Below are 25,207 nucleotides of genomic sequence, written 5' to 3'. Positions count from 1 at the left end.
AAAGCCATGACCGAAGCCTTTATCTGCGACTATGTCAGAACGCCGATCGGCCGCTTCGCCGGCTCGCTGTCCCAGGTGCGCGCCGACGACCTCGGTGCGATCCCGCTGAAGGCATTGATGGCACGCAACAGCGCCGTCGATTGGGAAGCCGTTGATGACGTCATCTTCGGCTGCGCCAACCAGGCGGGCGAAGACAACCGCAATGTCGCGCGCATGTCGGCCCTGCTCGCCGGCCTGCCGATCGTGGTACCCGGCACGACGATCAACCGGCTCTGCGGCTCGGGCATGGATGCGATAATCACGGCGGCGCGCGCCATCCGTTCCGGCGAGGCCGAGCTGATGATCGCTGGTGGCGTCGAGAGCATGTCGCGCGCGCCCTTCGTCATGCCGAAGGCCGAGACGGCCTTCTCGCGGGCCGCCGAAATCCACGACACCACGATCGGCTGGCGTTTCGTCAACCCGCTGATGAAGAAGCAGTACGGCGTCGATTCCATGCCGGAGACCGGTGAGAACGTCGCCGAGGACTATCATGTCAGCCGCGAGGACCAGGATGCATTCGCAGTGCGAAGCCAGGCGAAGGCGGCTGCCGCCCAGGCAAACGGACGGCTGGCGAAGGAGATCACCCCGGTGACCATCCCGCAGCGCAAGGGCGATCCCGTTGTCGTCGACAAGGACGAGCATCCGCGCGTGACGACGATCGAAACGCTGGCGAAACTCGCCACGCCCTTCAAGAAGGAAGGCGGCACGGTGACGGCCGGCAATGCTTCCGGCGTCAATGATGGGGCGGCGACGCTGATCGTCGCGTCCGAAGCGGCGGCGCGGAAATACGGCTTGACGCCGATCGCCCGTATCCTCGGTGGCGCGGCTGCCGCCGTTCCGCCAAGGGTAATGGGTGTCGGGCCGATCCCGGCCTCGCGCAAGCTGATGGCACGGCTTGGCATGACCGCGGAACAGTTCGACGTCATCGAACTCAACGAGGCCTTTGCCAGCCAGGGACTGGCGGTGCTGCGCGCGCTCGGGATTGCCGATGATGACGCGCGCGTAAACCGCAATGGCGGCGCGATCGCACTCGGCCATCCGCTTGGCATGTCGGGCGCACGCATCACCGGCACGGCAGCACTGGAGCTTCTGCAGACCGGCGGAAAATACTCGCTGTCGACCATGTGCATCGGCGTCGGGCAGGGGATCGCGGTTGCGCTTGAAAGGGTCTGAGGTCGGTTGAAGATGCGACGCTTCCCGCGTTCGCCGGGGGCTTTCGACCCGTTGCGCGCCAGATCAGGCTTCTATAGAAATCGGGCATGTTGATCCGACCCGCAGACAAGAACGATCAAAGCGCCATCTGGAGGATCATCGGTCCGACGATCCGCGCCGGCGAAACCTATGCGCTCGATCGCGATCTGACTGAAGCCGATGCGCTGGCCTATTGGATGGGAGCGGACCGCGAGACCTTTGTCGCGGAAGAGGATGGCGTGATCCTCGGCACATATTACATCAAGGCCAATCAGGCAGGCGGCGGCCGGCATGTCTGCAACTGCGGCTACATGACCGATGCCGCCGCCAGCGGCCGGGGCGTCGCCCGCTTGATGCATGACCACTCCCTGGAGCATGCCCGCGCCGGCGGCTTTCGCGCCATGCAGTTCAATTTCGTGGTCAGCAGCAATGAACGTGCCGTCGCGCTGTGGCAGTCTCTCGGCTTCGATATCGTCGGCCGGCTTCCTGGCGTCTTCCTTCATCCGACGCAGGGCTATGTCGACGCATTGGTGATGTTTCGTACCCTCTAAAAGTGCGACGAAAAAAGATGTGAGGGCGCTGTCGAATTCGCAGCGGTTCAAACGTCTTTGGATTGCAGGCGCGAAATGTGGCAGGCTTGCCGCATGCGTCGCGACCACTCTGTCGGCATGGAGGTTATGAAGCCATGAGTGTTTCCTATCGTTGGGTCATCGTCGCTGCGGGCGCATTGATGACATGCGTTGCGCTCGGCGCGATGTTCTCGCTGGCGATTTTCCAGGAGCCGATCGCCACGGCGACCGGCTGGTCGCATGTCGGCATAGCGAGCGCGATGACGCTGAATTTCATCGTCATGGGTTTCGGCGGATTCTTCTGGGGTGCGGCAAGCGACCGCTTCGGCCCGCGCGTCGTCGTGCTGATAGGGTCGGTGCTGCTCGGCCTGGCGCTGGTGCTGGCGAGCCGCGCCGAGACACTGCTGCAGTTCCAGCTGACCTACGGCATCCTCGTCGGATTGGCCGCCAGCACGTTTTTCGCGCCTATGATCGCGGCGACGACCGCCTGGTTTGACGAAAACCGCGGGCTTGCGGTGTCGCTGGTCTCCGCCGGCATGGGTGTCGCACCGATGACCATCTCACCCTTCGCGCGCTGGCTGATCTCGGCCTATGAATGGCGGCCGGCCATGTTGATCATCGGCGTCGCGGCCTGGGTGCTGCTCGTGCCGGCCGCGCTTCTCGTCAGGCGCCCGCCTGCCGAGACCGCCGATACCGGAACCGAGTTCGCGGCCGACGGCGCCAGGCCGCAGCTGTCGAAAGTATTTCGATCGCCGCAATTCATCGTGCTCGGCCTGACCTTCGCGGCCTGCTGCGCAGCGCATTCCGGGCCGATCTTCCACATGGTGAACTATGCGACGATCTGCGGCGTAGCACCTATGGCGGCCGTCAGTATCTACAGCGTCGAGGGCCTGGCTGGACTGGGCGGCCGGCTGCTTTATGGCAGCCTTGCCGACAGGATCGGGGTGAAGCCGGTGCTGGTCGCCGGGCTGCTGGTGCAGGCGGCAGCGCTGGCGACCTATCTCTTGGTCAGCCGGCTCGGCGAATTCTATGCGCTCGCCATCGTCTTCGGCAGTGCCTATGGCGGTGTGATGCCGCTCTATGCGGTGCTGGCGCGGGAATATTTCGGGCCACGCATCATCGGCACCGTCTTCGGCGCGGCAACGATGCTCTCCAGCCTCGGCATGGCCTTCGGCCCTCTGATCGGCGGCTGGATATTCGACACTTTCGCCAATTATTCCTGGCTGTTCATCGGTTCGGCCATGGTTGGGCTCGGCGCTGCGGCGATAGCCCTCGCATTCCCGCCTCTCGCCCGGCAAAAGCCACAGCCGGCCTTTGGCGTGGCTCCTTAACGAGACCCTTTTCGGTTCTCGCAGGCGGCCGTCGGTGACGATGGCCGCTTGTATGAAGACCGCCCAGCGCTCTTATGGCGATGCAATCTCCCGCTTTCGTGCATTGCCCTTCGTCGATTTCCCCTAGATAAGACTTCTCCTATTCATTTCATCACCTATGTCCTTGGTTTTTCGGGAGGCAATCGTCGCCATGGTCGAACTTGCGCAATCGCTCGCATCCATCAAGCTGCCGGACCTGTCCGGCAAGGCCGTGCTGATCACCGGCGCCTCGACCGGCATCGGTGCGGCACTCGCCCGCGCCTTTGCCGCGCAGGGGGCCAAGGTCGGTGTGCATTACAATGCCAGCCGCGAGCCGGCGGAAAAACTTGCCGACGAGATCCGGGCTGCCGGCGGCACCGTGCATCTGATCCAGGGCGACGTGTCGAGGGAAGGCGAGACCGAGCGTGTCGTCGAGGAGACGGCGAAGACCTTCGGTCATCTCGACGGCCTCATCAACAATGCCGGCGGCATGCTGGGGCGCAAGCCGACCTCGGAATATACCGACGCGCATTATACCGCTGTCATGGACCTCAACGCCCGCTCGGTACTGGCGGCAACGCGTGCGGCGCATCCCTGGCTGAAGAAGCAGGGCGGCTTCATCATCAACACCACCTCGATCGCCGCGCGCAATGGCGGCGGCAATGGTGCGATCCTTTATGCGGCGTCCAAGGGCTTCGTTTCGACGATCACGCGCGGCCATGCCAAGGAATTCGTCCCCGACAGAATCCGTGTCAACGCGGTGGCGCCGGGCGTTATCGCGACACCCTTCCACGAGCGTTATACCAATGACGAGCAGATGGAACTGCAGCGCAAGTCGATCCCGATGGGCTTCGTCGGCACATCGGAGGATTGCGTCGGGGCCTATCTCTTCCTCGCCTCGCCGACGATGTCGGGCTACATCACCGGCCAGATTATCGAGGTCAACGGCGGACAGTTGATGCCTTAATCTCCGCCTCCTCAAGGAGATCTTCCCTTGCGAGCCAAGGGAACTTTCGAGCCGCCGTTACGTTTCCCGCATGGTCTTTTTATCGAGCGGGGCATTATGAGCTATTCATTTTCAGAACTCGACTTCCTCAAGCCGGAGCTCGGGGCGGAATATACGGGCTCGGGCACCCATTTCGCGGTATTCTCAGCGCATGCAGAACAGATTGAGCTTTGCCTCTTCTCGCCGGATGGCAAGAAAGAGGTGGCGCGATTGCCGCTGCCGAAGCGCGAAGGCGATATCTGGTCCGGCTATATCGCCGGCGTCGGACCTGGCACCGTCTACGGCTATCGCGCCCATGGTCCCTATGATCCCAACGCCGGCCATCGTTTCAATTCGAACAAGCTGCTGCTCGACCCCTATGCCAAACAGGTCACCGGCGAGCTGACATGGGATGACGCACTGTTCGGCTATCAGATCGGCGAAGACGATCTTTCCTTCGATGAGCGTGACAGCGCGCCCTTCACGGTCAAGGGCGTGGTGCAGGATCCGGATTTCGATTGGGCGGGTGAAGAGGCGATCCGCCGTCCCTGGCCCGATACGATCATCTACGAGGCGCATGTGCGCGGCCTGACGATGACGCATCCGAAGGTGCCCGACCGGCTGCGTGGCACCTTTCTCGGCATGTGCAGCGATCCGATCATCGACCATCTCGTCAAGCTCGGCATCTCGGCGATCGAGCTTCTGCCGATCCAATATTTCCTCGACGATCGCTATCTCCTGGAAAACAACCTACGCAATTATTGGGGCTACCAGACGCTCGGCTTCTTCGCGCCGCAATCACGCTACATGTCCGGCGACAAGATCACCGAGATCAAGACCATGGTGAAGAAGTTCCATGCCGTCGGCATCGAAGTCATCATGGACGTGGTTTATAATCACACTGCCGAGGGCAGCGAGAAAGGCCCGACGCTGTCCTTCCGTGGGCTCGATAATGCGAGCTATTACATCCTTTCCCCCGATGACCCGCGCCACACCTTCGATACGACGGGCACTGGTAACACCCTGAATGCCGCTAATCCTATGGTGATGCGCATGGTGCTCGACAGCCTGCGCTACTGGGTAGGCGTCATGCATATCGACGGCTTCCGCTTCGACCTTGCCAGCACGCTCGGTCGCCAGGATATGGAATTCGACCGGCAGGGCCTGTTCTTCGGCGCCATCCGCCAGGATCCGATCCTCGCCGGTGTCAAGCTGATCGCCGAGCCCTGGGACGTGGGCGATGGCGGCTATCAGGTTGGCGGCTTTCCGCATCCCTTCCGTGAGTGGAACGACAAGTTTCGTGACGACGTGCGCCGCTTTTGGAAGGGCGACGGCGGCATGGTCTCGGAGATCTCGCAGCGCATCACCGGCTCGGCTGTACAGTTCAACCACTCCGATCGCGGCGCGACATCATCGATCAATCTGCTGTCGGCCCATGACGGCTTCACGCTGATGGATACGGTTTCCTTCGACGACAAGCACAACGAGGCGAATGGCGAGGAAAACAGGGACGGACATTCCGACAATCATTCGGACAATATGGGTGCCGAAGGAGTGACTGATAACGAAGACATTAACAAGCTTCGGGCGCGGCGGCGCCGCAACATGATGGCGACGCTGATGCTCTCCCAGGGTGTGCCGATGATCCTTGCCGGCGACGAACTCGGCAACAGCCAGGACGGCAACAACAACGCCTATTGCCAGGACAATGAAATCGGTTGGACAGATTGGGCGGGGCTCGGCGACCCCTTCCTTGATTTCTGCCGGCAGGCCGTCGCCTTCCGCAAGGCCCATCCTGTCCTGCGGCAGGAGCGGTTCCTGACCGGAGAGGTCAGCGAGGACGGGCGCATCGAGATCGCCTGGTACAAGCCGGACGGCAGTTTCATGGACGACGGGGCCTGGAACGACGACGGATTGCAGGTGCTCGGCGTCTACGTCTCGAGGAGCGTGCATGCACCGGAGACCGAGACGATGGACGACCTCTTCCTCATCTTCAATGCCGGCGGCGATTGTGAGGTTCACCTGCCTGTCGTGAATGGGCTGAAACAATGGTCGAGGGTTCTCGACACGGGGACGGAGACGGATGCCTTCGAGGTGCACGAGCCGGAGAATCCGGTCATCGTCTACGCCCAGAGCGTGGCGGTCTTCGCACCCAAGGGACAGACCGAGCCGCCGAAGGACGCGACAAAAGCCGAGCGTCGCCGCTGGTTCCAGTTCGGCCGCAGGAGCAAGTAGCAGAGACCATGAATGCCGAAGCCATCACCGACCTTGGTCTCGTCTACGTCAGCGATACTGAACCAGGCATCCGCAGACGAAGGAAGGGCAAGGGCTTCAGCTATGTGATGCCTGACGGCACGACGCTTGCCGACGAATTGCAGCGGGCGCGCATCGGCGCGCTCGGTCTGCCGCCGGCCTATGAGAATGTCTGGATCTGCCTCTACGAGAACGGCCATCTGCAGGCGACGGGCTTCGACGCGCGCGGGCGCAAGCAATACCGCTACCACAAGGAATGGCAATCCTTCCGAAGTGCGGGAAAATTCCATCAGCTGATCGAATTCGGTCGGGCGTTGCCTCGGATACGCCGCACCGTGCTGCGCCATCTCGACACCGGTGCGGAGGATGTCAACGGCGTGCTTGCGGCTTTGACGACGCTGCTCGACGAGGCGCACTTGCGCGTCGGCAACCAGGCCTATGTCAGGGAGAACGGGACCTATGGCGCAACGACGCTGCTGAAGCGCCACCTGAAGATCGTCGGCGGGCAGATAGAGCTGAAATTTCGCGCCAAGGGCGGCAAGCGCGTTCAGCGCAGCCTCAAGCATCCCAGGCTGCAGAAGATCCTGGAGGAGATAGCAGACCTGCCCGGCCGCCAGCTCTTCGTCTGGAAGGATGAAAGCGGGTCGCTGAAGCCAATCGATTCCGGCCGATTGAACGCCTATCTCGCCGAGATATCGGGCATTCCCATTTCGGCGAAGACCTTCCGCACCTGGGCCGGATCGCTGGCAGCCTTCGGTGCGGCGCGCGAAACGATTGTCGGCGGCCGGCGGCCGACGGTAAAGCAGATGTCGGAAGCCGCAGCAGAGGCGCTGCACAACACACCGGCGATCTCGCGCTCGAGCTATATCCATCCGGCGATCATCGCGCTCGCCGGCAACGATCATCCGCTGATCGAGACTGGCAACGAGCCGCTGCGGGGCTTGCGGGCCGAGGAAAACAGGCTACTTGATTTCCTCACAAGCGAGATCGAAGAATGAGCCCCAGACATCCGCCGGCAGCAGACGTATCGCTGACACATCCCGACCGGCTCTACTGGCCGGATGAGGGCGTGACAAAGCAGGCGCTGGCGGATTATTACGCTGCGGTCTGGCCATTCATGGCGCCTTATGTCGTCAATCGGCCGCTGGCCTTGCTGCGGCTGCCGGACGGGATAAAAAGCCACCAGCGGTTTTTCCAGAAACATGCCTGGAAGGGCATGAATCCCCATATCGAGGAGATCGCCGATCCGCAGGACCCGGACGGTGAAAAGCTGCTGCGCATCGCCGATTTCAACGGTCTCGTGGCGCTGGTGCAGTCGGCCGTGCTCGAAATCCATCCTTGGGGTGTAACGACCGACAATTGGGAAAAACCCGACATGATCACCATGGACCTCGATCCCGGCGAGGACGTGGCCTGGAGTGCTGTCATAACAGCAGCGCTTGAATTGAGGGCACGGCTCGAAGCCCGCGGCTTGGCGGCCTTCGTCAAGACGTCAGGCGGCAAGGGGCTGCATGTGGCGACGCCGCTTGCACCGAAGGCGGGCTGGGCGGACGTGAAGGATTTTGCCCATTCGCTCGCCGAAAGCATGTCCGCCGACGCGCCGGAGAAATATTTGGCAACCGCCACGAAGGCAAAACGCGGCGGGCATATCTACATCGACTATCTCCGCAACGGTCGCGGCAACACGGCAGTCGCGGCCTATTCGACGCGGGCACGACCGGGCGCGCCGGTTTCGATGCCGCTCGATTGGGCTGATTTGAACGAAGTCGCCGGTCCGGCCGCCTTCACGCTCGGCAACGTACCGCAGCGACTGGAGACCCGGCCGAAAGACCCTTGGGGAAATTTCTTCGATGCGGCCGTGCCGCTCGAATGAACGGCACTATCCTTTTGCTTTACGCAATTCCCGGCAAAACCGCTTCGCGCTTTGCCTGGAATTGCTCTTCCTCATCCCGTGCTGTCCAGCTCGGGATAATGCCTGAAAATCCCTTCCTCGTTGAAGGCGAGGCGGCGGGGGGAGGCAAGATAGCGGGCAATGTTCGGACGTTTCGCCACCGCATCATGCAGAGCCAGCAGGGCGGGATATTCCGCCTTCCGGTTCACCATGGCTTTCGGAAAGGCATAGGTCAGGCCCTCGATCACCTGGAAGAGCGAGAGGTCGACATAGGTCAGTGCATCACCGACCATATGGTGGGGGCCTTTCGGGTTCTGCCGCAGCACACGCCCGAAATAGCCGAGGAATTTCGGAATGCGTTCGCGGATGAAGGCGGCTGAGCGGGCTTTTGCCTCCGGCTTCTGGTCTTCGTAATAGAGCGACATGTCGATCGGGTGATGCGTATCGTGCACTTCAGCGACGAAATCGGCGACGGTCAGCTGCAGACCGTTGACGACGTGGCGAAGGCCTTCGTCTTCAGGCGCAAGGCCGAGCTTCGGACCGAGGTAAAATAATATGTTGGCGACATGCGGGATGATGAGGTCGCCGTCCTTCAGGAAGGGTGGTGCGAAAGGAATGTGCGGTTCGCTTTCACTCTCCATGATGTCGATCATGGCGCCGGTACCGCGCCCACGGCCGGACTGGCGGGTGATATCGATATAGTCGGCGCCGGCTTCTTCCAGCGCCAACCGCACGAATTCGCCGCGACCTTGAATGCCGTCCCAATAATAAAGCTCGTATGCCATGGCTGCTCAATCCTTCAGTTGACGACCGAAGTCTTTTCGCAATTCGTCCTTGGCTTTTTCAAGGGTGCCGCGCCGCTTTTTCGTCAGTTGGTCGCCGGCGCGGTTGATGTAGAAAGTCAGCATCGACATGGCGGCGCGATAAGGGCTCGACTTGCGGCGATCGCTCTCCTCGGCAGAGTGCTTGACGGAGCGGGCAATCTTCTTCGGATCGTCCGATTTGAACACGCCTTCCTTCAGGTCCATCGCATTGCTGTGTTCGGTGACGTCCTGCGACCATCTCTTCTTCGATTTGACCATGTCGAAAATCCTTTTTCCGGATGCGGCCGGCGGCAAGCCACCGGTTGTCGATCTCTGGTTGGCGGTCGGTTCGCAAAGGAATTGAACCGGCACGGCACCCAAAAGTTCCGGCCGCGATTCCAGCCGTCTCGATCCTGCCGACACGATCTCGATCGAACTGACGGCGCGCGACGACGGCTGCATCAGCGAGGTGCTGATGCGCAAATATCCCGAGTTCGACGGCTGGAGCGGTTCAGCTTTTAACGGAAGCGTAGAACCGCTCTATCCTTTTGTTTTTACGCAATTTCGAACGGAAAACCGCTTCGCACTTTTCCTGGAATTGCTCTAGCCAACAGGCCGCTGCTGGACGGCGGTCTTGACCGCCCGTTCGAGCGCGGTGCTGCTGAACGGTTTTGACAGCAACACCGAGCCGGACAGGCGGCTTGCATCGGGCAGACTGCTGTGGCCGGTAGCAAAGACCAGGCCGACCGATGGAAAGGCCTCGCGCGCCTTGGCGGCAAAGACTGGACCCGACATGCCGGGCAGGCTGACATCGGCGACGATGATGTCGACGACGGTGTGTCCGAGGATTTCCACGCCCCGTTCGCCGCTATCAGCCTCGATGACGTCATAGCCGAGATCCTGCAGAATCTCGGCAGTATCCATGCGGATGAAGGCGTCGTCTTCCACAAGCAGCAGCTTCAGCTTTTCAACCGCGATATCGGGATGTTCGGGAACGGGCGCTACAGCGTCGCTCGCCCCTTGGCGGCGGTGCGTCCGGTTGGCAAGCACATGGCGGATCTTCCGGGCGAGCTCCTCGCGCGTATAGGGCTTGGAGAGCAGTTCCAGACCAGGATCGAGCCTGCCGCCATGGACAATCGAATTTTCGGTATAGCCCGATGTGTAGAGCACGGCGATATCAGGCAGGCGCTCGCGCGCCATCCGCGCAAGCTCCGGGCTTCTCAATGGGCCGGGCATGACGACATCGGTAAAGAGCAGGTCGATATGGGCGCCGCTTTCGATAACGGTGAGCGCGCTTTGCGCATCCTTGGACTTCAGCACGTAGTAGCCGAGATCCGTCAGCATCTCGACGACAGTCGTGCGCACACCCTCGTCATCCTCGGCGACAAGGATGGTTTCCGTGCCGCCGGTTGCCGGCACGCTATCGACATTGGTGATGCGATCCTCGCTCTGGAACGAGCGGGGCAGGTAGAGTTTGACGGTCGTGCCTTCGCCGATCTCGCTGTAGATCTTCACGTGGCCGTCGGACTGTTTGACGAAGCCATAGACCATCGACAGGCCAAGACCGGTACCCTTGCCTTCCGGTTTGGTCGAGAAAAAGGGCTCGAATGCCTGTTCCATTACCTCCTGCATCATGCCGGAGCCGGTATCGGTGATCGCCAGCACGACATATTGGCCGGCGGTGACTTCAGGATGGGTGCGGCTGTAGGAATCGTCGAGGAAGGCATTGCCGACCTCAATCGTCAGCTTGCCGGCACCATTCATCGCGTCCCGGGAGTTGATCGCAAGGTTGAGCAGGGCGTTCTCGATCTGGGTCGGATCGGCAAAGCTGTTCCAGAGGCCACCTGAGACCATGGTCTCGACTTCGATCTCCTCGCCGAGGGCGCGGCGCAGCATGTCGTCCATGCCGGTGACGAGACGGCCGATATTGACGACCGTCGGTTCCAGCGGTTGGCGGCGGCCGAAGGCGAGCAACTGGCTTGCCAGCCGCGAGCCGCGTTCGACGGCGGCAAGCGCATTGGAAATGCGTTCCTTGGCCCGGCCGCTATCTGCCACGTCCTTTCCGAGAAGCTGCAGGTTGCCTGAGATCACTTGCAGCAGATTGTTGAAATCATGGGCGACGCCGCCGGTGAGCTTGCCGATCGATTCCATCTTCTGCGACTGCTGGAGTGCTGCTTCGGCCTGCTGGCGCTCGGCAATCTCGGCCGCGACGCGGACCTCTAGCATTTCATTGAGTTTCCGCAGCTGATCTTCCATATCGCGGCGCTGGTCGATTTCGACTTTGGCGGCACGGAAGAGCCGGATATTGTCGATCGCGACGGCTGATTGGCCGGCGAGGCTGACGAGGCTTGCCTCGGCCGCTTGGGAAAAACGGCCGGGCTGGCCGTGGCCGAAGAACAAACCGCCGATGACGCTGCCGTCGCGTGATTTCACCGGCACGGCAAGATAGCTCCTGACCGGCAGATGCCCCTTCGGCATGCCTGCATGCGGCGCATTCTGCCCGTAGCGCGGGTCGAGCAGGATGTCGTCGGAGCGCACGATGCCTTCGCCGTCGAAGGTCGGCGCGAAGACCTTGGTATTGCGCGGCATCGGGAATTTCTCGAAGTTCTTCCGATCGACACCGGAGAGGGCATAGAGCATATAGCTGCCGCTCTCGTCATCATCGACATTATAGAAGAAGGCGCCGAATTCCGCGCCGGTCAGCGTCACGCCGGCATCGACGACAATCTGCGTGAGGCGTTCGACACTGGGCTCGGCGGTGACCGCGGCACCTGCCCGGTTGACGACCGCAAGCGCCTCCGATTTCGCGCGCAATTCTTCGAGCGCCGTCTCTTCGCCACGCTTGGCCGACACCTGGTCGGTGACATCAAGGGCCGCACAGAGGATGCCGGCGACCTTGCCGTCATCGTCGCGCAGCGGCGTGTAGGAGAAGGTGAACCAGGTATCTTCGGTATGGCCGTCGCGGCGCATCGGTATGAGCAACTCCTTGAAGAGCTGCGAACTGCCTTGGAGCGTGTTGGCGATGATCGGCGAGAACTGCTCCCAGATATCCGCCCAGACCTCGCGGAAGGGTCGTCCAAGTGCATTGGGATGCCGTTCCGGGAAAACAGGCACATAGGCATCGTTGTAGAGAAAGGCGAGATCCGGACCCCAGGCGACGAATTTGGGCTGGCGGGAATTCAACACCATTTCGGCGATATGCTTGAGAGAGGCAGGCCAGCTTTCGACCGGACCGAGACCGACGGCGTGGAAAGCCGGATGCCGTAACAATTCGCCGATTTCGCCGCCACCTCTCGGCCAGCCGTTCCCGACGCTTCCCATTCAAAATCGCTTCCTTGTCGTCCGCTGCGCCGGAGTGTTGGCCACCTCGGGGTTCAGCCCTTCCAAACCGTCAACATAGAGGCTTCCGATAGGAGGGAAAGGGCGCGGTCGAAATATCCTTAACCCAGAGCTTTGTGCGTTCTTTCGGATGCGCAAAGCTCGATGCGCCAGGGTGTTCAACACTTTTAGCCGTCTACGGACGGCGCCTGCGGGCTGTTATTTTCGATAGAGTTTTTGCGATGCGGCGAAGGCGCGGCCGATGTAGACGGAGACCAACCGCACCGGCGCGCGCGGATCGCGGAAAACCAGTCCGACGAGGTTATCGACGACAAGGATGAACACGAGCGCGAGACCGAGGTAGAGCAGCGCGGCCATGATGAGGAGCGACATCTCCATCCCTCACACGATCGCGGTCGAAGCGCGGTTGCTGGCTAAAAAGAGGATTTCGGTATGACCGTCGTTCATGGCAACTTCCCCGTCCCGCCATAAACAGTCATCGTATCTTCTTGTTCCCGGTTATCGGGCGAGGGCTCAACTTTTTTTGGAAGCCTCAAAGCTTGCAGCGTCATCCGGCCTCTGTTCACCTCCGCATGGAAGCCCCACCTCTGAAATTCCATAAAGCACAACTAATTCAGGCATATGACAAAGAGGGATCAAAGGGCGTCGCGACGACGCCCTTTTTTCGATGTGCTCGGTATTTCGGTGTTCAGGACGCCGTCTTGCGGCTCGCAGTCCGTTTCGGTGCCGGTGTCACGACGCCGTTCGTCTTGCTGCCCGTCACGCTTCGCTTCGCCTTGGGCTTGACTTCCTTCCCGTCGGAAGACGCAGCAGAACCCTCGAGCGTGTCGCGCTCGTGTCGTGCCTGTTCCCAATGGATGGAATCTCGCCCTGTCGGATAGCCCTCTTCTTCCCAGAGGGCGTATGCACGTTTTTTGATCCACTCTTCCCGAGTTTCTGCCATCGCTGATCTCCAGTCACATGATGCCGTCGTTCGAACGCGATACTGCTTAGATGGTTCCAGAGGCGGGGAGCTCTTTCAAGCGAAATCGCCCTGCACCCGCGAATATTTCGCGTTGCAGCATATTAGGGTTGAGAATCGGCCTTCACCGGGACTGAAACTCCACCGCCTTGTGCAGATCTGACACGAAATCCCGGCGCTGCCGGCGCCGCTCCGCCTCGTCGCGGATGCGCAAGAGATAGGAGGGGTGGATGGTGACCAGGATAGGTGGACGGTTTTCCGGATGCAGGATATGGCCGCGCTCTGGCGTCAGCTTCACCTTCGGCCCGAGCAGTGCATAAAGCGCGCTTGCGCCGAGCGTCACGACGAGTTTCGGCTGCAGGATGTTGATCTCTGCGCCGAGCCACCAGGCGCAACGCCTGATCTCACCGGCATTCGGTTTTGCATGCAGCCGCCGCTTGCCGCGGGGCGTGAACTTGAAGTGCTTGACGGCATTGGTGACATAGCAGCGCTGCCGGTCGAGACCGGCCTCATCAAGGCAGCGATCGAGCAGTTGGCCGGCGGGACCGACAAAAGGCCTGCCGGTCAGATCCTCCTGATCGCCCGGCTGCTCGCCGACGAGAATGATCTCGGCTTTCACGGGACCTTCGCCGAAGACGATTTGCGTGGCATTCCTGTAGAGATCACAGCGGGTGCAGCCTTCTGCCTGATGCCGGAGTTCGGCAATGCTTGCGGCATCCGCGACTTCGAGCGCCAAGGCAGGGCCGACATTTGCGGCTATATTCATGATGGCGATCCTCATCTCCTCGGGATCAATCGATCGGTGCCGGGATTGTTCCCGTTCGGGAATGGGCAGCGCGCTTTCGAAATCTGCAGGCCCATTCCGGAACTTTTCGCCATCGATCCCCGGACGGTAAAATAGTCACGGTGAAAGATTTCGCGTCATGGGAGAGCGGCAGTGTGATTGAACGCCGCCGTTTCGCGGCTATATTCGCCAGCGATGTTCTATCTCCTATCAACCTACTGGCCGCATATCCTCTTTGTCGTTTCGATCGCCATGGGGGCCGCGGCGGCGATCCATGCCGCCATGACCAAGGAGGAAGTGCGTGCGGCGATCGGGTGGGTCGGTGTCATCATCCTGTCTCCGATCATCGGCGCGCTGCTCTATGCGATTGCCGGCATCAACCGCATCCGCCGCAAATCGCTGAGCGTCCGGCGCGACGCGCTGCTGCTTGCTGCCGAATTCGACGAACTGGAGACTTTCGATGCCGAGGCCGAGACGGTGATCAGCCAGTTCGGCCGCCGTTTTGCGGCGCTGCAGACGCTGGGCGACCGGGTGACGCGCAATCCGCTAACGACAGGCAATACGATCGATGTGCTGGAGACCGGCGACGAGGCCTATGCGGCGATGAAATCAAGCATCGACGAGGCGACGCGCAGCATCCTGCTTGAAACCTATATTTTCGACCGCGATGCTGTCGGTCTCCGCATCGCCGACGCGCTGATTGCGGCCGTCAGCCGTGGTGTGGAGGTCCGGGTGCTGATCGACGCGGTTGGTGCGCGTTATTCGGTGCCGAGCATTCTCGGCCATCTCAGGGAAGGCGGCGTCACCGTCGCCGTCTTCAATGGCAACGTCATCATGGGCTTGCGGCTTCCCTATGCCAATCTGCGCACCCACCGCAAGATCCTGATCGTCGACGGGAAAATTGCGCTGACGGGAGGGATGAACATCAGGGCGGGCTTCAGCGAGGAGGCAACAGGCGAAAGCTTTGCCCACGACACGCATTTCAGCGTCACCGGCCCTGTCGTGGCCGACCTCTTCGACCTCGCCGCCGAAGACTGGCGCTTCTCGACGCAAGAGTTGTTGAACGACGAGCCCTGGCGCATCGAACCCCCAGAGCGCAGCCCCGGTGATCCGATCCTGATGCGTGTCGTCGCCTCCGGCCCGGACCGCAGCGTCGAGACCAACCATAAGATGCTGATGGGCGCCTTTGCCGTGGCGCGCCAATCGATCCGCATCATGTCGCCCTATTTCCTGCCGGACCGCGAACTCATCAGCGCCCTGGTGACGGCGGCGCGGCGCGGCGTCGAAGTCGATATCGTCGTGCCTGCGGTCAACAACCTCGTGCTGGTCGACCGGGCGATGACGGCACAATTCGATCAGATCCTCAAGAACTACTGCCGCATCTGGCGCTCCACCGGCAGTTTCAGCCATTCGAAGCTGCTGACGATCGACGGTACCTGGGCCTATGTCGGCTCTTCCAATCTCGATCCACGCTCGCTGCGGCTGAATTTCGAGGTCGATCTCGAAGTGCTGAACGAGGGCTTCGCAACCGAGATCGACGAGCACATCGAGGAAACCTTGAAAACGGCGACGCCGGTGACGCTTGAGGGGCTGCAGGCGCGACCCTTCGCGGTGCGGCTGCTCGAGAAAGTGCTATGGCTAGGGTCGCCCTATCTCTGAAGGATTTTTTGTGATCGGACGTGGCAAGTTCGGCTTGCCTGCCTATACTGCTGAGACAAGCCTTTTCGATCAACGGAACAAGTGCGCCTGCCGATGCACGCCAGAAAAGACAGCCTTCCCGCCAGCATTCTCGCCTCGATCAGGAGCAGGAAAAAGCGGCTCGACGCAGCCTATACGGAGGCAAGGCCGCGCAGTGCGGGAACGCTGATCGCCTCCTATAACGTGCACAAGTGCATCGGCACCGACCGCCGCTTCGATCCGGAGCGCACCAGCCGGGTCATCCATGAAATCGGCGCCGACGTGATTGCGCTGCAGGAGGCCGATACACGCTTCGGCGAACGCACCGGCATTCTCGACCTCGGCCGGCTGGAGCGGGAGACGGGGCTGATCCCGGTGCCGGTTGCCGGCATGGCGAAGGCGCATGGCTGGCACGGCAATGTCGTGCTCTTCAAGAGGGGGCTGGTGCATGACGTGCATCAGGTCAAGCTGCCGGGGCTGGAGCCGCGCGGCGCGCTGGTTGCCGAAATCGAACTCGAGCAGGGCGGCGTGCTGCGCATCATCGCCGCGCATTTCGGATTGCTGCGCCATAGCAGGGCTCAGCAGGCTCGCACGCTGGTCGAACTCATCAACGACAGGCACGAGATGCCAACCATCCTGCTCGGCGACCTCAACGAATGGCGGCTCGGCGACCGGTCTTCGCTCAACACTCTCCAATCCGCCTTCGGACCTCTGCCGCCCGCTGTCCCGAGTTTCCCCGCCGGCCTACCGCTTCTGGCCCTCGACCGTATCATCGCCAACCGCAAGGGGATCATTTCGCAAGTGGAAGCCCATGATACGCCACTGGCCCGCATCGCCTCCGACCACCTGCCGATCAAGGCGCTTGTCGATCTGAGCCCGGTGGCCGCTTAGAGCCGGTCGGAGACTTTGCACTACGCCAATCACCTTGCCGCAGTCTACGATAAGCTTAAGCTCCGCTGCCTATGTCCAACTGGTCACGGTGCGCGCCACTATTCAGCCCTGATAGGGCTCCGAAGGGGAGCAGCCAGCTCCAAGGCGAGCGTGGGGAATCGTAACGCCGACTCACTTATCGACATCGTCGTCACCATTCCGCTCAAGCATCTCCAGATGCTCGGCGCACGTCGTCTTGACCAGTTCAAGCAGCAAAGCGGTTTGCTCTGCAAGGCAGGCGAGAGCCTCCTCGCTGATCTCGTAATGTTTAGAATAGCGAGCCTTCACATAGGCCTCGTTCAATGTGTTGAACCAGGCGCGTTCCTTGTGCTGATCACGCGGAAAGGCTTCGGCCAGCCGGCGGTCCTGCTCCTCCGCGAGCGAGCGCAGAAATTTGATGTTATGCGATGGTGGGCCGTAGTTGGTCACAGTGAGCAGAACGCAGGAATAGGCTTGCTCGAGGGATTGATGCATAATGAACGCGGCTTCGTTGTAGTCCTTCTCACTCAGGCAGAACATCGAAACCTTGTGGAGCTTCGAGGCACTCCTGAACCGATGTTCAAAGTGGTCTCTCGCTAGCCGCAACCGATCGGCCGGCGAAAGCGGCATAGGTTCGGCAAGCGGCTCATCGTCGAGCTCATAAAGGACGATGCCTTCCTTGCGAATGTCGGAGAAGAAATACTGCCCCTCCTTGAGATAAGTGTTCACCTCGCGCCTGGAATGGACGATGAAGCTCACCGGCGTTTCGATCGACTTATCGTGGATCAGCCGGTCAGCCGCCTTGTGCCAATATTCGGCGAACTCGCTGAGCTTGCGATTGTTGACGATGATCAGCAGATCGAAGTCGGAGCGATAACCCTTCATGGTGAAGGGTTCATCGACCCATCCGCCCTTGGCGTAGGAGCCGAACAGGATGATCTTCAAGATCCTGCCGCGCTTCTTGAAGTCGGCCGTGCCTTCCTTCAGCGCGTCCTCGAATTCCTCGTGCAGGATTTCGAGAACCCGGCCGAGTTCTCGCTGCTTGCGAAGCGGCATATGATCGAGCGACGACTTCATGAAACACCGATAGGCGAAAGATCCTGCACCGTCCAGCCGCAGTTTTCACATTGTACGACCCTAGGTTCGCGTCGGAATACGTCCACTTCGGTCCACCCTGCGAACGCGCCGTTAACGTTCGCCAAGGCACTGTGGCTGCCCTGGCGTACTCTCAGGAAATTCCAGAGCCCCCTGGGCGTATATCGTCCGGCCGGGGCTCCATTCCGCCGGCGTCGCCGGCTCTACGAAATCTGCTGAAGCAGTCTTCGCGCCTTTCGCCGTGACGATTTCTTGGGCGAAGCATGTTGCACCGTCATACCGATAGCCGCGACGCAGCTTGCGGCTGGTCATGCGCTCACAGGCAGTATCAGCCTCTTCGGGCGTATCGTACAGTCCCACCATCAGCCGGCCTTCGGTACCGATCCGGCCCCAATTGCGCACGAGAGAGCTGCCTCCGAACAACGTCGGCTGGATCGACAGACGATAGAAACGCGCCATATTCCGGGACGGATCGATCCGATAGAGCAGCATAATGTCAGCCGTTGTATCCATGATCGGATCATGCGCGCTCACCAATTGGCCGTCCAACGAGTTTCCTGAATCGGTCGTGGCGGATCGATTCATGTTCTTGATGCATGCTACCGCCTGACGGCTTCTTCAACACCGGTGTGAACAGCTTTTGCCGACGATCGGCGGTGAGAGAGCCGACCTTGCCGATCGCAGCCGGCTGTCGCGCAAGTTGGCTTGCTGCCCGGCGCAGATATGCGGAAGGAAGATCCACCCAGCTCGTGTAAGACGTCCGGGGCAGGGCTCCTGCACGAGGTGGCAATCGGATCGCCATGGATTGCTGTCTCCTGACGGTCGCTGTTCAGGACCATTCCCTTTCTCCATGTCGCCTTTCTAAGGGACCGGCCGCCATCAGCGTCAACCCGCAAGGGGTTCCCCTGCGCTGGCGCTCCGGTGACGCCTGCGGCTCGGCCCCTTCTTCGGGCGCCATCGGGAATGGTCCCGAGCAACCGAAGGAGACAGTACCATGGCCACCACGATCGCAACCCTGACGCAGAAGACCGACGGCAGCTTCGAAGGCATCTTCGCCACGATCCGGGTCAACGCTCCGATCGCCATCGTCCCGAACGCCAGCAAGGCGAGCGATGAAGCCCCCGACTACCGCATCATCCACCGCAAGACCGGCTTCGAGATCGGCGCGGGCTGGAACCGCATCGCCCGCCTGACCGGCGAGGAATACCTCTCGGTCAAACTGGAGGCTCCAGAGATCGGCGTGATCTTCGGCAATCTCGCACAAGCCCCAGGCGGCGAGTCGAACCGCAAGGTTATCCTCTGGAACAACCCAGCCTGAGGCCTACAGGCCGGTCCCGAAAGCGGGGCCGGCTCCCAGAATGTCTCTGCCGCGAGCCTTCTTGTTATTCGAGCCGTCAAGGGGATCGAGCCCGTTGACGGCTATTCTGGTGCCATACGGAGAGGGAAGGTCTGCTCAGTCTATCCGAGGGTGCCATGGCGGCATAGAGGCCTCAAGCACTTCGTGGTTCCCCAATTTTGCCTCCGCTGCGGTTCCCTCCGCTCCGACAAAACCGGCACCCCCACTTGCCGGCTCCGCCGGTCGCTGACGCGATCCTTGACCCCTCCATCCCGCCATGACCGGAGCGCTCGTCTTTCACAACAGTCAAGGAGACGACAATGACCACTTGCATCGACGAAGCCATCGAAGTGCTACGCGCCGAGCTCAGGAACGCTGACCCCGCCGAGCGTCCACAGATCGAGAACGAACTCGAGCTGGCGCTGGCCGAACGCGAGGTGATCTGGGCCGAACAGGACGGCCGCGCGAGCTCTGAGCCTCCGTGCTGACGGGGGCTTATCGCCGTATCCGTATGCCTGGCTGGCCGGATCGACCGGCTGCCGGGCTGTCAGGGATTTCGCCCCTCGACAGTTCCGCAGGCTCGCGCCTGATAGGGTCGCGGCCCCTTCTGTCCGCCGATGTCTTCTCCTCTGACGTCCTGTGTCATCAACGAAGGAGGTCGCATTCTGACAACCGATGTGAACCTGATGCTATATACCAAGCTTGCCTGCTTCGGCTCGTCGTCCTCTCAAACCGCTTCGGCCGGGCGATGACCTTTTACAAGAGCTTCACAATCGCCTGGCCGAGGGAGCAAGGTCATCATGGAATTGGAACGAAGCGTTTTCGCGAGAGCCGGCGAGACTTGCGCAGCTGCCCCACTCCTGGCGCTTCTCATCCAGACCGCATCCACCCGGGCCTGCTCGACTGTCGATTTGCCGATCCAATTGGATTTGCGGTTAGACTAACGCAGAACCATCAGTATCTCCTTGCTTGACGTAGTCGGCCCGTGCGTAGCGACGACCTATGATCCAGCGTGATGATCTGGTCGACCCAATGTTATCGACTAGGCAGTGATGCGGCCCGATCAGCAGTCGGCGCGCAAGCTGACGCGCCGGCTTTCCCGCGTTCGACCGTTTCGGTTGCTCAGCTTAGATGGTGCGAGAAGCCTTCACCCTGGCCATGGAAGACCTCACACGCCTACTGTTCCTTTTGTTTTCGATGAGCGATGCCAGGAAGCATACTAACTAGAATAAAATAGTAAAATGCGCTAGCGTGCAGCGGCAAAAGCGGCATCGGCCCTTCGGTCCGATCGGTTTGAGGGCGCAATATACGTCGCTATCGCGACGTGCTCGGATGATCAGGAGACGGCAGTGGCGATCATGTTCGTCAGAGCGCAGGTGATCAGCAGGGGAGCAGGACGCAGCATCGTCTCGGCCGCCGCCTATCGTCATCGCACCCGGATGATGGACGAACAGGCCGGTACGTCCTTCAGCTACAGGGGCGGGGCCTCCGAACTCGTTCATGAGGAACTGGCCCTGCCGGACCAGATGCCGACCTGGCTGCGGACGGCGATCGACGGCCGTTCCGTTGCCGGCGCCAGCGAGGCGCTCTGGAATGCGGTCGACGCCTTTGAGAAACGGGCAGACGCGCAGCTGGCGCGTGAGCTTATCATCGCGCTGCCGGAGGAACTGACGCGGGCCGAGAACATCGCGCTGGTGCGCGAGTTCGTGCGCGACAATCTCACCTCGAAGGGAATGGTCGCAGATTGGGTCTATCACGACAAGGACGGCAATCCGCACATCCATTTGATGACGACGCTGAGGTCTTTGACGGAGGAAGGCTTCGGGCCGAAGAAGGTGGCGGTGGCCGGCGAGGACGGAAAGCCGCTGCGGGTCGTCACCCCTGATCGGCCAAAGGGCAGGATCGTTTACAAGCTCTGGGCTGGCGACAAGGAAACCATGAAGGCCTGGAAGGTCGCCTGGGCGGAGACGGCCAACCGGCATCTGGCGCTTGCCGGCCACGAGATCCGGCTCGATGGCCGTCCCTATGCCGATCAGGGCCTTGATGGCATCGCCCAAAGACATCTCGGCCCGGAGAAGGCAGCACTCTCCCGCAGGGGTGCCGAGATGTATTTTGCTCCGGCCGATCTTGCCCGTCGCCAGGAGATGGCCGACCGGCTGCTGGCAGATCCTGCGCTTCTGCTGAAGCAGTTGAGCAATGAACGCTCCACCTTCGATGAGCGCGACATCGCCAAGGCGCTGCATCGCACCGTCGACGATCCCGCCGTCTTCGCCAATATCCGCGCGCGGCTGATGGCGTCGGACGATCTCATCATGCTGAAGCCGCAGCAGCTCGATGCCGAAACGGGCAAGGCGAGCGAACCCGCCGTCTTCACCACGCGCGAAGTCCTTCGCATCGAATACGACATGGCGCGGTCGGCGCAACTTTTGGCGGAGTGCCGCGGTTTCGGCGTCTCCGATCGGGTGGTTGCGGCCGCGATCAGACACGTCGAGACCCGGGATACGGAAAAGTCATTCCGGCTCGATCCGGAGCAGGTCGACGCCGTCCGTCATGTCACCGGCGACAATGGCATCACAGCCGTGGTCGGCCTTGCCGGCGCCGGCAAGTCGACCTTGCTTGCCGCAGCCCGCGTCGCCTGGGAAAGTGATGGCCGCCGGGTGATTGGTGCGGCCCTTGCCGGCAAAGCCGCCGAAGGGCTGGAAGACAGTTCCGGCATCAGGTCGCGGACACTGGCCGCCTGGGAACTCGCCTGGGCCAATGGACGCGAATTGCCCGAACGCGGCAACGTGCTTGTCATCGACGAGGCCGGCATGGTGTCGTCGCAGCAGTTGGCCCGCGTGCTTGACATCGCCGAGCAAGCGGAGGTGAAAGTCGTGCTGGTCGGCGATGCGATGCAGCTCCAACCGATCCAGGCCGGTGCGGCGTTCCGGGCGATCACCGAGCGCATCGGTTTTGCCGAACTTGCCGGTGTGCGCCGCCAGCGCCACCAATGGGCGCGCGAGGCGTCACGGCTTTTTGCGCGCGGTGAGGTCGAACAAGGCCTCGACGCTTATGCCCGACATGGCCACCTGATCGAGGCAGGGACACGGGACGAAGTCATCGGACGGATTGTTGGCGACTGGACAGATGCACGCCGACAGGCGATCCGGAACTCAGCCTCGGCCGGCAATGACGGTCGTCTTCGCGGTGATGAGCTTCTCGTGCTCGCCCACACCAACGAGGACGTAAAGCGTCTGAACGAGGCGCTGCGATCGGTGATGTCGCAAGAGGGCGCGCTCAGTGAGAACCGCGCTTTCCGGACCGAACGTGGTGCGCGGGAATTTGCCGTCGGCGACCGCATCATCTTCCTGGAGAATGCCCGCTTCCTCGAGCCACGTGCTCCCCGTCTCGGTCCGCAACATGTCAAGAACGGCATGCTCGGCACGGTCGTTTCCACCGGCGACAAACGTGGCGACACACTGCTGTCGGTCCGTCTCGACAATGGGCGTGATGTCGTCATCAGCGAGGACAGCTATCGCAATGTCGATCACGGCTACGCCGCGACCATCCACAAATCACAAGGTGCCACCGTCGACCGGACCTTGGTGCTTGCCACCGGCATGATGGACCAGCACCTGACCTATGTGTCGATGACCCGGCATCGCGACCGCGTCGATCTCTATGCGGCAAAGGAAGACTTTGAGGCGAAGCCGGAATGGGGACGGAAGCCGCGTGTCGATCATGCCGCCGGCGTCACCGGCGCGCTTGTGGAGTCGGGACAAGCCAAGTTCCGGCCGAATGACGAGGATGCCGACGATAGCCCCTATGCCGACGTAAAGACCGATGACGGAACCATCCATCGACTTTGGGGCGTGAGCCTGCCGAAGGCGCTCGAGGAAGGTGGCGTCTCGCAAGGAGATACAGTCACGTTGCGCAAGGACGGAGTGGAGCGGGTGACGATCAAGGTTGCGATCGTCGACGAACAAACCGGCCAGAAGCGGTTCGAGGAAAGAGAGGTCGACCGCAACGTCTGGACCGCCAAACGGATCGAAACCAGCGAAGCTCGCCAGCAACGCATCGAGCGGGAAAGCCATCGGCCTGACCTGTTCAAGCAGTTGGTAGAGCGCCTGTCGCGCTCCGGCGCCAAGACGACGACGCTCGATTTTGAAAGCGAGGCCGGTTATCGCGCCCAGGCGCAAGATTTTGCGCGGCGCCGCGGTCTCGATCATCTTTCGCTTGCCGCAGCCGCGGTGGAAGAAAGCCTTTCCCGGCGGTGGGCCGGGATTGCCGAGAGGCGCGAGCAACTGGCGAAGCTTTGGGAGCGGGCGGGCGTGGCGTTCGGCTTCACGATCGAGCGGGAACGACGGGTCGCCTACAATGAGGAACGGGCTGAACCCCAACCCGTGGAGGCGGACGTTGTTGGTAGCCGATATCTGATCCCGCCCGCCACAGGCTTCGCCAGGAGCGCTGATGAAGATGCGCTGTTGGCGCAGCTTGCGTCGCCAGCCTGGAAGGAACGGGAGGCGATCCTGCGGCCGCTGCTCGCAAAGATCTATCGTGACCCGGATGCAGCACTTGTCGCCCTGAACGCGCTTTCATCGGATACAAGCATCGAACCGCGCAGGCTTGCAGACGATCTTGCCAATGCACCCGATCGGCTCGGCCGCCTGCGTGGTTCCGATCTGATCATCGATGGTCGTGCGGCACGCGACGAACGAAATGCCGCGATCACCGCCTTGACGGACCTACTGCCGCTGGCCCGCGCCCATGCCACCGAGTTCCGCCGGAATGGCGAACGCTTCGATCTCGGTGAGCAGCGCCGCCGCACCCATATGTCATTGCCAATCCCGGCGCTCTCCGAAAAGGCGATGGCACGTCTTACGGAGATCGAGGCAGTGCGCCGGCAAGGAGGTGACGACGCCTACAAGACCGCCTTTGCGCTTGCCACCGAAGACCGCTCGATCGTCCAGGAGGTCAAGGCGGTCAGCGAGGCGCTGAGCGCTCGCTTCGGCTGGAGCGCTTTTACCGCGAAGGCCGATGCGGTTGCCGAACGCAACATGATCGAGCGTATGCCGGAAGACTTGACGAGTATCAGCGGTGAGAAGCTGACCCGGCTGTTCGAGGCCGTGAAGCGCTTTGCCGACGAACAGCATCTTGTCGAGCGGTGGGATCGTTCGAAGATCGTCGCGGCGGCCAGTGTCGATCCGCAGAAGGAGAATGTCCCCATGCTTGCCGCTGTCACCGAGTTCAAGACCCCTGTCGACGAGGAGGCGAGATCTCGCGCTCTGGCCACACCACTGTATCGCCACCAGCGCGCCGCGCTGGCGGCGGTGGCATCAACGATCTGGCGCGATCCGGCCGGCGCCGTCGGCAAGATCGAAGAGCTGCTTCAGAAGGGTTTTGCTGGCGAGCGCATCGCAGCCGCGGTGACCAACGATCCGGCCGCCTACGGTGCCCTGCGCGGCTCCGATCGCCTCGTGGACCGGATGCTGGCCGCCGGCCGGGAGCGGAAAGAGGTGGTGCAGGCCGTGCCTGAAGCCGGGGCCCGCCTGCGGGCGCTCGGTTCGGCCTACGTCAATCTGCTCGATGCCGAACGCCAGGCTACTACTGAAGAACGGCGGCGCATGGCAGTCGCCATTCCCGGTCTGTCGACCGCGGCGGAGGACGTGCTCATGCGGCTGACGGCCGAGGCGAAGAAAAATGGCCGCAAGTTGAGCGGATCTGCCGCTTCGCTCGGTCCCGACATTCGCCGGGAGTTTGCCGCAGTCAGCAGCGCGCTCGACGAGCGCTTCGGCCGTAGTGCCATCATTCGCGGCGAGAAGGATCTCAGCAACCGTGTGCCACCGGCACAGCACCGCGCCTTCGAGGTGATGCAGGAAAAGCTGAAAGTTCTGCAGCAGACGGTCCGCAGGGAAAGCAGTGAGCAGATCATCTCGGAACGGCGCCAACGCACCACCAACCGCAGCATTGATCTCTGAAGCCGATGAAGGAGACAAAGGAGTGGTCATCGCTCAGCGGGAGACCTCTTGCGACGCTACGCGTCCTGT

The 25,207-nt window shown here is 61.7% G+C and carries 20 protein-coding genes; 12 read left to right on the top strand and 8 right to left on the bottom strand.

The features are described 5' to 3' along the window. Positions 1-6: 6 nt before the first annotated feature. The 7 genes from pcaF (at position 7) to ligD (ending at position 8,259) form a co-directional block, all read left to right on the top strand. The gene (pcaF, locus tag ELH03_RS27425; RefSeq protein ID WP_130767155.1) at positions 7-1,212 is read left to right on the top strand and encodes a 3-oxoadipyl-CoA thiolase; all 1,206 of its coding nucleotides are present in this window, start codon (positions 7-9) and stop codon (positions 1,210-1,212) included. An 86-nt stretch (positions 1,213-1,298) separates the two neighbouring features. Beyond that, positions 1,299-1,781 carry a GNAT family N-acetyltransferase gene (locus ELH03_RS27420; protein ID WP_130767154.1) on the top strand — a complete coding sequence of 161 codons (483 nt, stop codon included), beginning with the start codon at positions 1,299-1,301 and terminating at the stop codon, positions 1,779-1,781. Between the two features lie 134 nt (positions 1,782-1,915). Further along, on the top strand, positions 1,916-3,130 hold the full coding sequence (locus tag ELH03_RS27415) for an MFS transporter (RefSeq protein WP_130767153.1): 1,215 nt from the start codon (positions 1,916-1,918) through the stop codon (positions 3,128-3,130). Between the two features lie 190 nt (positions 3,131-3,320). Beyond that, complete coding sequence (locus ELH03_RS27410) at positions 3,321-4,115, top strand: SDR family NAD(P)-dependent oxidoreductase (protein ID WP_128409974.1); 795 nt, start codon at positions 3,321-3,323, stop codon at positions 4,113-4,115. Positions 4,116-4,211: 96 nt separating this feature from the next. After that, entirely contained in the window at positions 4,212-6,368 is a 2,157-nt protein-coding gene (gene glgX, locus ELH03_RS27405; RefSeq protein WP_128409975.1) for a glycogen debranching protein GlgX, read from the top strand. Between the two features lie 8 nt (positions 6,369-6,376). Further along, positions 6,377-7,384, top strand: coding sequence for a DNA topoisomerase IB (locus ELH03_RS27400; RefSeq protein ID WP_130767152.1), 1,008 nt, complete (start codon positions 6,377-6,379; stop codon positions 7,382-7,384). After that, complete coding sequence (gene ligD, locus ELH03_RS27395) at positions 7,381-8,259, top strand: non-homologous end-joining DNA ligase (RefSeq protein ID WP_130767151.1); 879 nt, start codon at positions 7,381-7,383, stop codon at positions 8,257-8,259. The genes ELH03_RS27400 and ligD overlap by 4 nt, the downstream gene beginning before the upstream one ends. A 71-nt stretch (positions 8,260-8,330) precedes the next feature. Here ligD and ELH03_RS27390 read toward each other — a convergent pair whose 3' ends face one another. The 6 genes from ELH03_RS27390 to ELH03_RS27370 form a co-directional block, all read right to left on the bottom strand. After that, positions 8,331-9,062, bottom strand: a complete 732-nt coding sequence (locus ELH03_RS27390; RefSeq protein WP_130767150.1) for a glutathione S-transferase — start codon at positions 9,060-9,062, stop codon at positions 8,331-8,333. Between the two features lie 6 nt (positions 9,063-9,068). Next, entirely contained in the window at positions 9,069-9,359 is a 291-nt protein-coding gene (locus ELH03_RS27385) for a DUF3175 domain-containing protein (RefSeq protein ID WP_130767174.1), read from the bottom strand. Between the two features lie 324 nt (positions 9,360-9,683). Then, on the bottom strand, positions 9,684-12,401 hold the full coding sequence (locus tag ELH03_RS27380) for a hybrid sensor histidine kinase/response regulator (RefSeq protein ID WP_130767149.1): 2,718 nt from the start codon (positions 12,399-12,401) through the stop codon (positions 9,684-9,686). A gap of 216 nt (positions 12,402-12,617) precedes the next feature. Then, positions 12,618-12,791 carry a hypothetical protein gene (locus ELH03_RS37560; protein ID WP_165420544.1) on the bottom strand — a complete coding sequence of 58 codons (174 nt, stop codon included), beginning with the start codon at positions 12,789-12,791 and terminating at the stop codon, positions 12,618-12,620. A gap of 316 nt (positions 12,792-13,107) precedes the next feature. Next, complete coding sequence (locus ELH03_RS27375) at positions 13,108-13,362, bottom strand: DUF2934 domain-containing protein (RefSeq protein WP_018448499.1); 255 nt, start codon at positions 13,360-13,362, stop codon at positions 13,108-13,110. A 142-nt stretch (positions 13,363-13,504) separates the two neighbouring features. Beyond that, the gene (locus ELH03_RS27370) at positions 13,505-14,146 is read right to left on the bottom strand and encodes a UdgX family uracil-DNA binding protein (protein WP_130767148.1); all 642 of its coding nucleotides are present in this window, start codon (positions 14,144-14,146) and stop codon (positions 13,505-13,507) included. Between the two features lie 213 nt (positions 14,147-14,359). Between ELH03_RS27370 and ELH03_RS27365 the strand changes: the two genes are divergently transcribed. Then, positions 14,360-15,823, top strand: a complete 1,464-nt coding sequence (locus ELH03_RS27365) for a phospholipase D-like domain-containing protein (RefSeq protein ID WP_130767173.1) — start codon at positions 14,360-14,362, stop codon at positions 15,821-15,823. Positions 15,824-15,916: 93 nt separating this feature from the next. Further along, on the top strand, positions 15,917-16,732 hold the full coding sequence (locus ELH03_RS27360) for an endonuclease/exonuclease/phosphatase family protein (protein ID WP_130767147.1): 816 nt from the start codon (positions 15,917-15,919) through the stop codon (positions 16,730-16,732). A 171-nt stretch (positions 16,733-16,903) separates the two neighbouring features. On the opposite strand, the gene ELH03_RS27355 is transcribed toward ELH03_RS27360, so the two are convergent. Both ELH03_RS27355 and ELH03_RS27350 read right to left on the bottom strand, forming a co-directional pair. Then, positions 16,904-17,827 carry a nucleotidyltransferase and HEPN domain-containing protein gene (locus ELH03_RS27355; protein ID WP_130767146.1) on the bottom strand — a complete coding sequence of 308 codons (924 nt, stop codon included), beginning with the start codon at positions 17,825-17,827 and terminating at the stop codon, positions 16,904-16,906. A gap of 111 nt (positions 17,828-17,938) precedes the next feature. Then, on the bottom strand, positions 17,939-18,394 hold the full coding sequence (locus ELH03_RS27350) for a WGR domain-containing protein (RefSeq protein WP_245504903.1): 456 nt from the start codon (positions 18,392-18,394) through the stop codon (positions 17,939-17,941). Between the two features lie 445 nt (positions 18,395-18,839). Between ELH03_RS27350 and ELH03_RS27345 the strand changes: the two genes are divergently transcribed. The 3 genes from ELH03_RS27345 (at position 18,840) to traA (ending at position 25,138) form a co-directional block, all read left to right on the top strand. Beyond that, positions 18,840-19,163 (top strand): DUF736 domain-containing protein, encoded by a 324-nt coding sequence (locus ELH03_RS27345; RefSeq protein ID WP_130767145.1) that lies wholly within the window; start codon positions 18,840-18,842, stop codon positions 19,161-19,163. 338 nt (positions 19,164-19,501) lie between these two features. Further along, a complete protein-coding gene (locus ELH03_RS37555) occupies positions 19,502-19,669 on the top strand; it encodes a hypothetical protein (RefSeq protein WP_165420543.1) in 168 nt (55 codons plus the stop codon). An 861-nt stretch (positions 19,670-20,530) separates the two neighbouring features. After that, the gene (gene traA, locus ELH03_RS27340) at positions 20,531-25,138 is read left to right on the top strand and encodes a Ti-type conjugative transfer relaxase TraA (RefSeq protein ID WP_130806825.1); all 4,608 of its coding nucleotides are present in this window, start codon (positions 20,531-20,533) and stop codon (positions 25,136-25,138) included. Positions 25,139-25,207 lie beyond the last annotated feature (69 nt).

Origin of the sequence: Rhizobium beringeri (assembly GCF_004306515.1) — a bacterium.
In the GTDB taxonomy this organism is placed as follows: Bacteria; Pseudomonadota; Alphaproteobacteria; order Rhizobiales; family Rhizobiaceae; genus Rhizobium; species Rhizobium beringeri.
The sequence above is the reverse complement of the archived record's forward strand: the minus strand, read 5'-3'. Positions and strand labels throughout refer to the sequence as shown.

What these genes read in the sequence shown, in the direction of transcription:
- pcaF (WP_130767155.1), top strand. Translation starts at nt 7, where the DNA reads ATGACCGAAGCCTTTATCTGCGACTATGTCAGAACGCCGATCGGCCGC.
- ELH03_RS27420 (WP_130767154.1), top strand. Translation starts at nt 1,299, where the DNA reads ATGTTGATCCGACCCGCAGACAAGAACGATCAAAGCGCCATCTGGAGG.
- ELH03_RS27415 (WP_130767153.1), top strand. Translation starts at nt 1,916, where the DNA reads ATGAGTGTTTCCTATCGTTGGGTCATCGTCGCTGCGGGCGCATTGATG.
- ELH03_RS27410 (WP_128409974.1), top strand. Translation starts at nt 3,321, where the DNA reads ATGGTCGAACTTGCGCAATCGCTCGCATCCATCAAGCTGCCGGACCTG.
- glgX (WP_128409975.1), top strand. Translation starts at nt 4,212, where the DNA reads ATGAGCTATTCATTTTCAGAACTCGACTTCCTCAAGCCGGAGCTCGGG.
- ELH03_RS27400 (WP_130767152.1), top strand. Translation starts at nt 6,377, where the DNA reads ATGAATGCCGAAGCCATCACCGACCTTGGTCTCGTCTACGTCAGCGAT.
- ligD (WP_130767151.1), top strand. Translation starts at nt 7,381, where the DNA reads ATGAGCCCCAGACATCCGCCGGCAGCAGACGTATCGCTGACACATCCC.
- ELH03_RS27390 (WP_130767150.1), bottom strand. Translation starts at nt 9,062, where the DNA reads ATGGCATACGAGCTTTATTATTGGGACGGCATTCAAGGTCGCGGCGAA.
- ELH03_RS27385 (WP_130767174.1), bottom strand. Translation starts at nt 9,359, where the DNA reads ATGGTCAAATCGAAGAAGAGATGGTCGCAGGACGTCACCGAACACAGC.
- ELH03_RS27380 (WP_130767149.1), bottom strand. Translation starts at nt 12,401, where the DNA reads ATGGGAAGCGTCGGGAACGGCTGGCCGAGAGGTGGCGGCGAAATCGGC.
- ELH03_RS37560 (WP_165420544.1), bottom strand. Translation starts at nt 12,791, where the DNA reads ATGTCGCTCCTCATCATGGCCGCGCTGCTCTACCTCGGTCTCGCGCTC.
- ELH03_RS27375 (WP_018448499.1), bottom strand. Translation starts at nt 13,362, where the DNA reads ATGGCAGAAACTCGGGAAGAGTGGATCAAAAAACGTGCATACGCCCTC.
- ELH03_RS27370 (WP_130767148.1), bottom strand. Translation starts at nt 14,146, where the DNA reads ATGAATATAGCCGCAAATGTCGGCCCTGCCTTGGCGCTCGAAGTCGCG.
- ELH03_RS27365 (WP_130767173.1), top strand. Translation starts at nt 14,360, where the DNA reads ATGTTCTATCTCCTATCAACCTACTGGCCGCATATCCTCTTTGTCGTT.
- ELH03_RS27360 (WP_130767147.1), top strand. Translation starts at nt 15,917, where the DNA reads ATGCACGCCAGAAAAGACAGCCTTCCCGCCAGCATTCTCGCCTCGATC.
- ELH03_RS27355 (WP_130767146.1), bottom strand. Translation starts at nt 17,827, where the DNA reads ATGAAGTCGTCGCTCGATCATATGCCGCTTCGCAAGCAGCGAGAACTC.
- ELH03_RS27345 (WP_130767145.1), top strand. Translation starts at nt 18,840, where the DNA reads ATGGCCACCACGATCGCAACCCTGACGCAGAAGACCGACGGCAGCTTC.
- ELH03_RS37555 (WP_165420543.1), top strand. Translation starts at nt 19,502, where the DNA reads ATGACCACTTGCATCGACGAAGCCATCGAAGTGCTACGCGCCGAGCTC.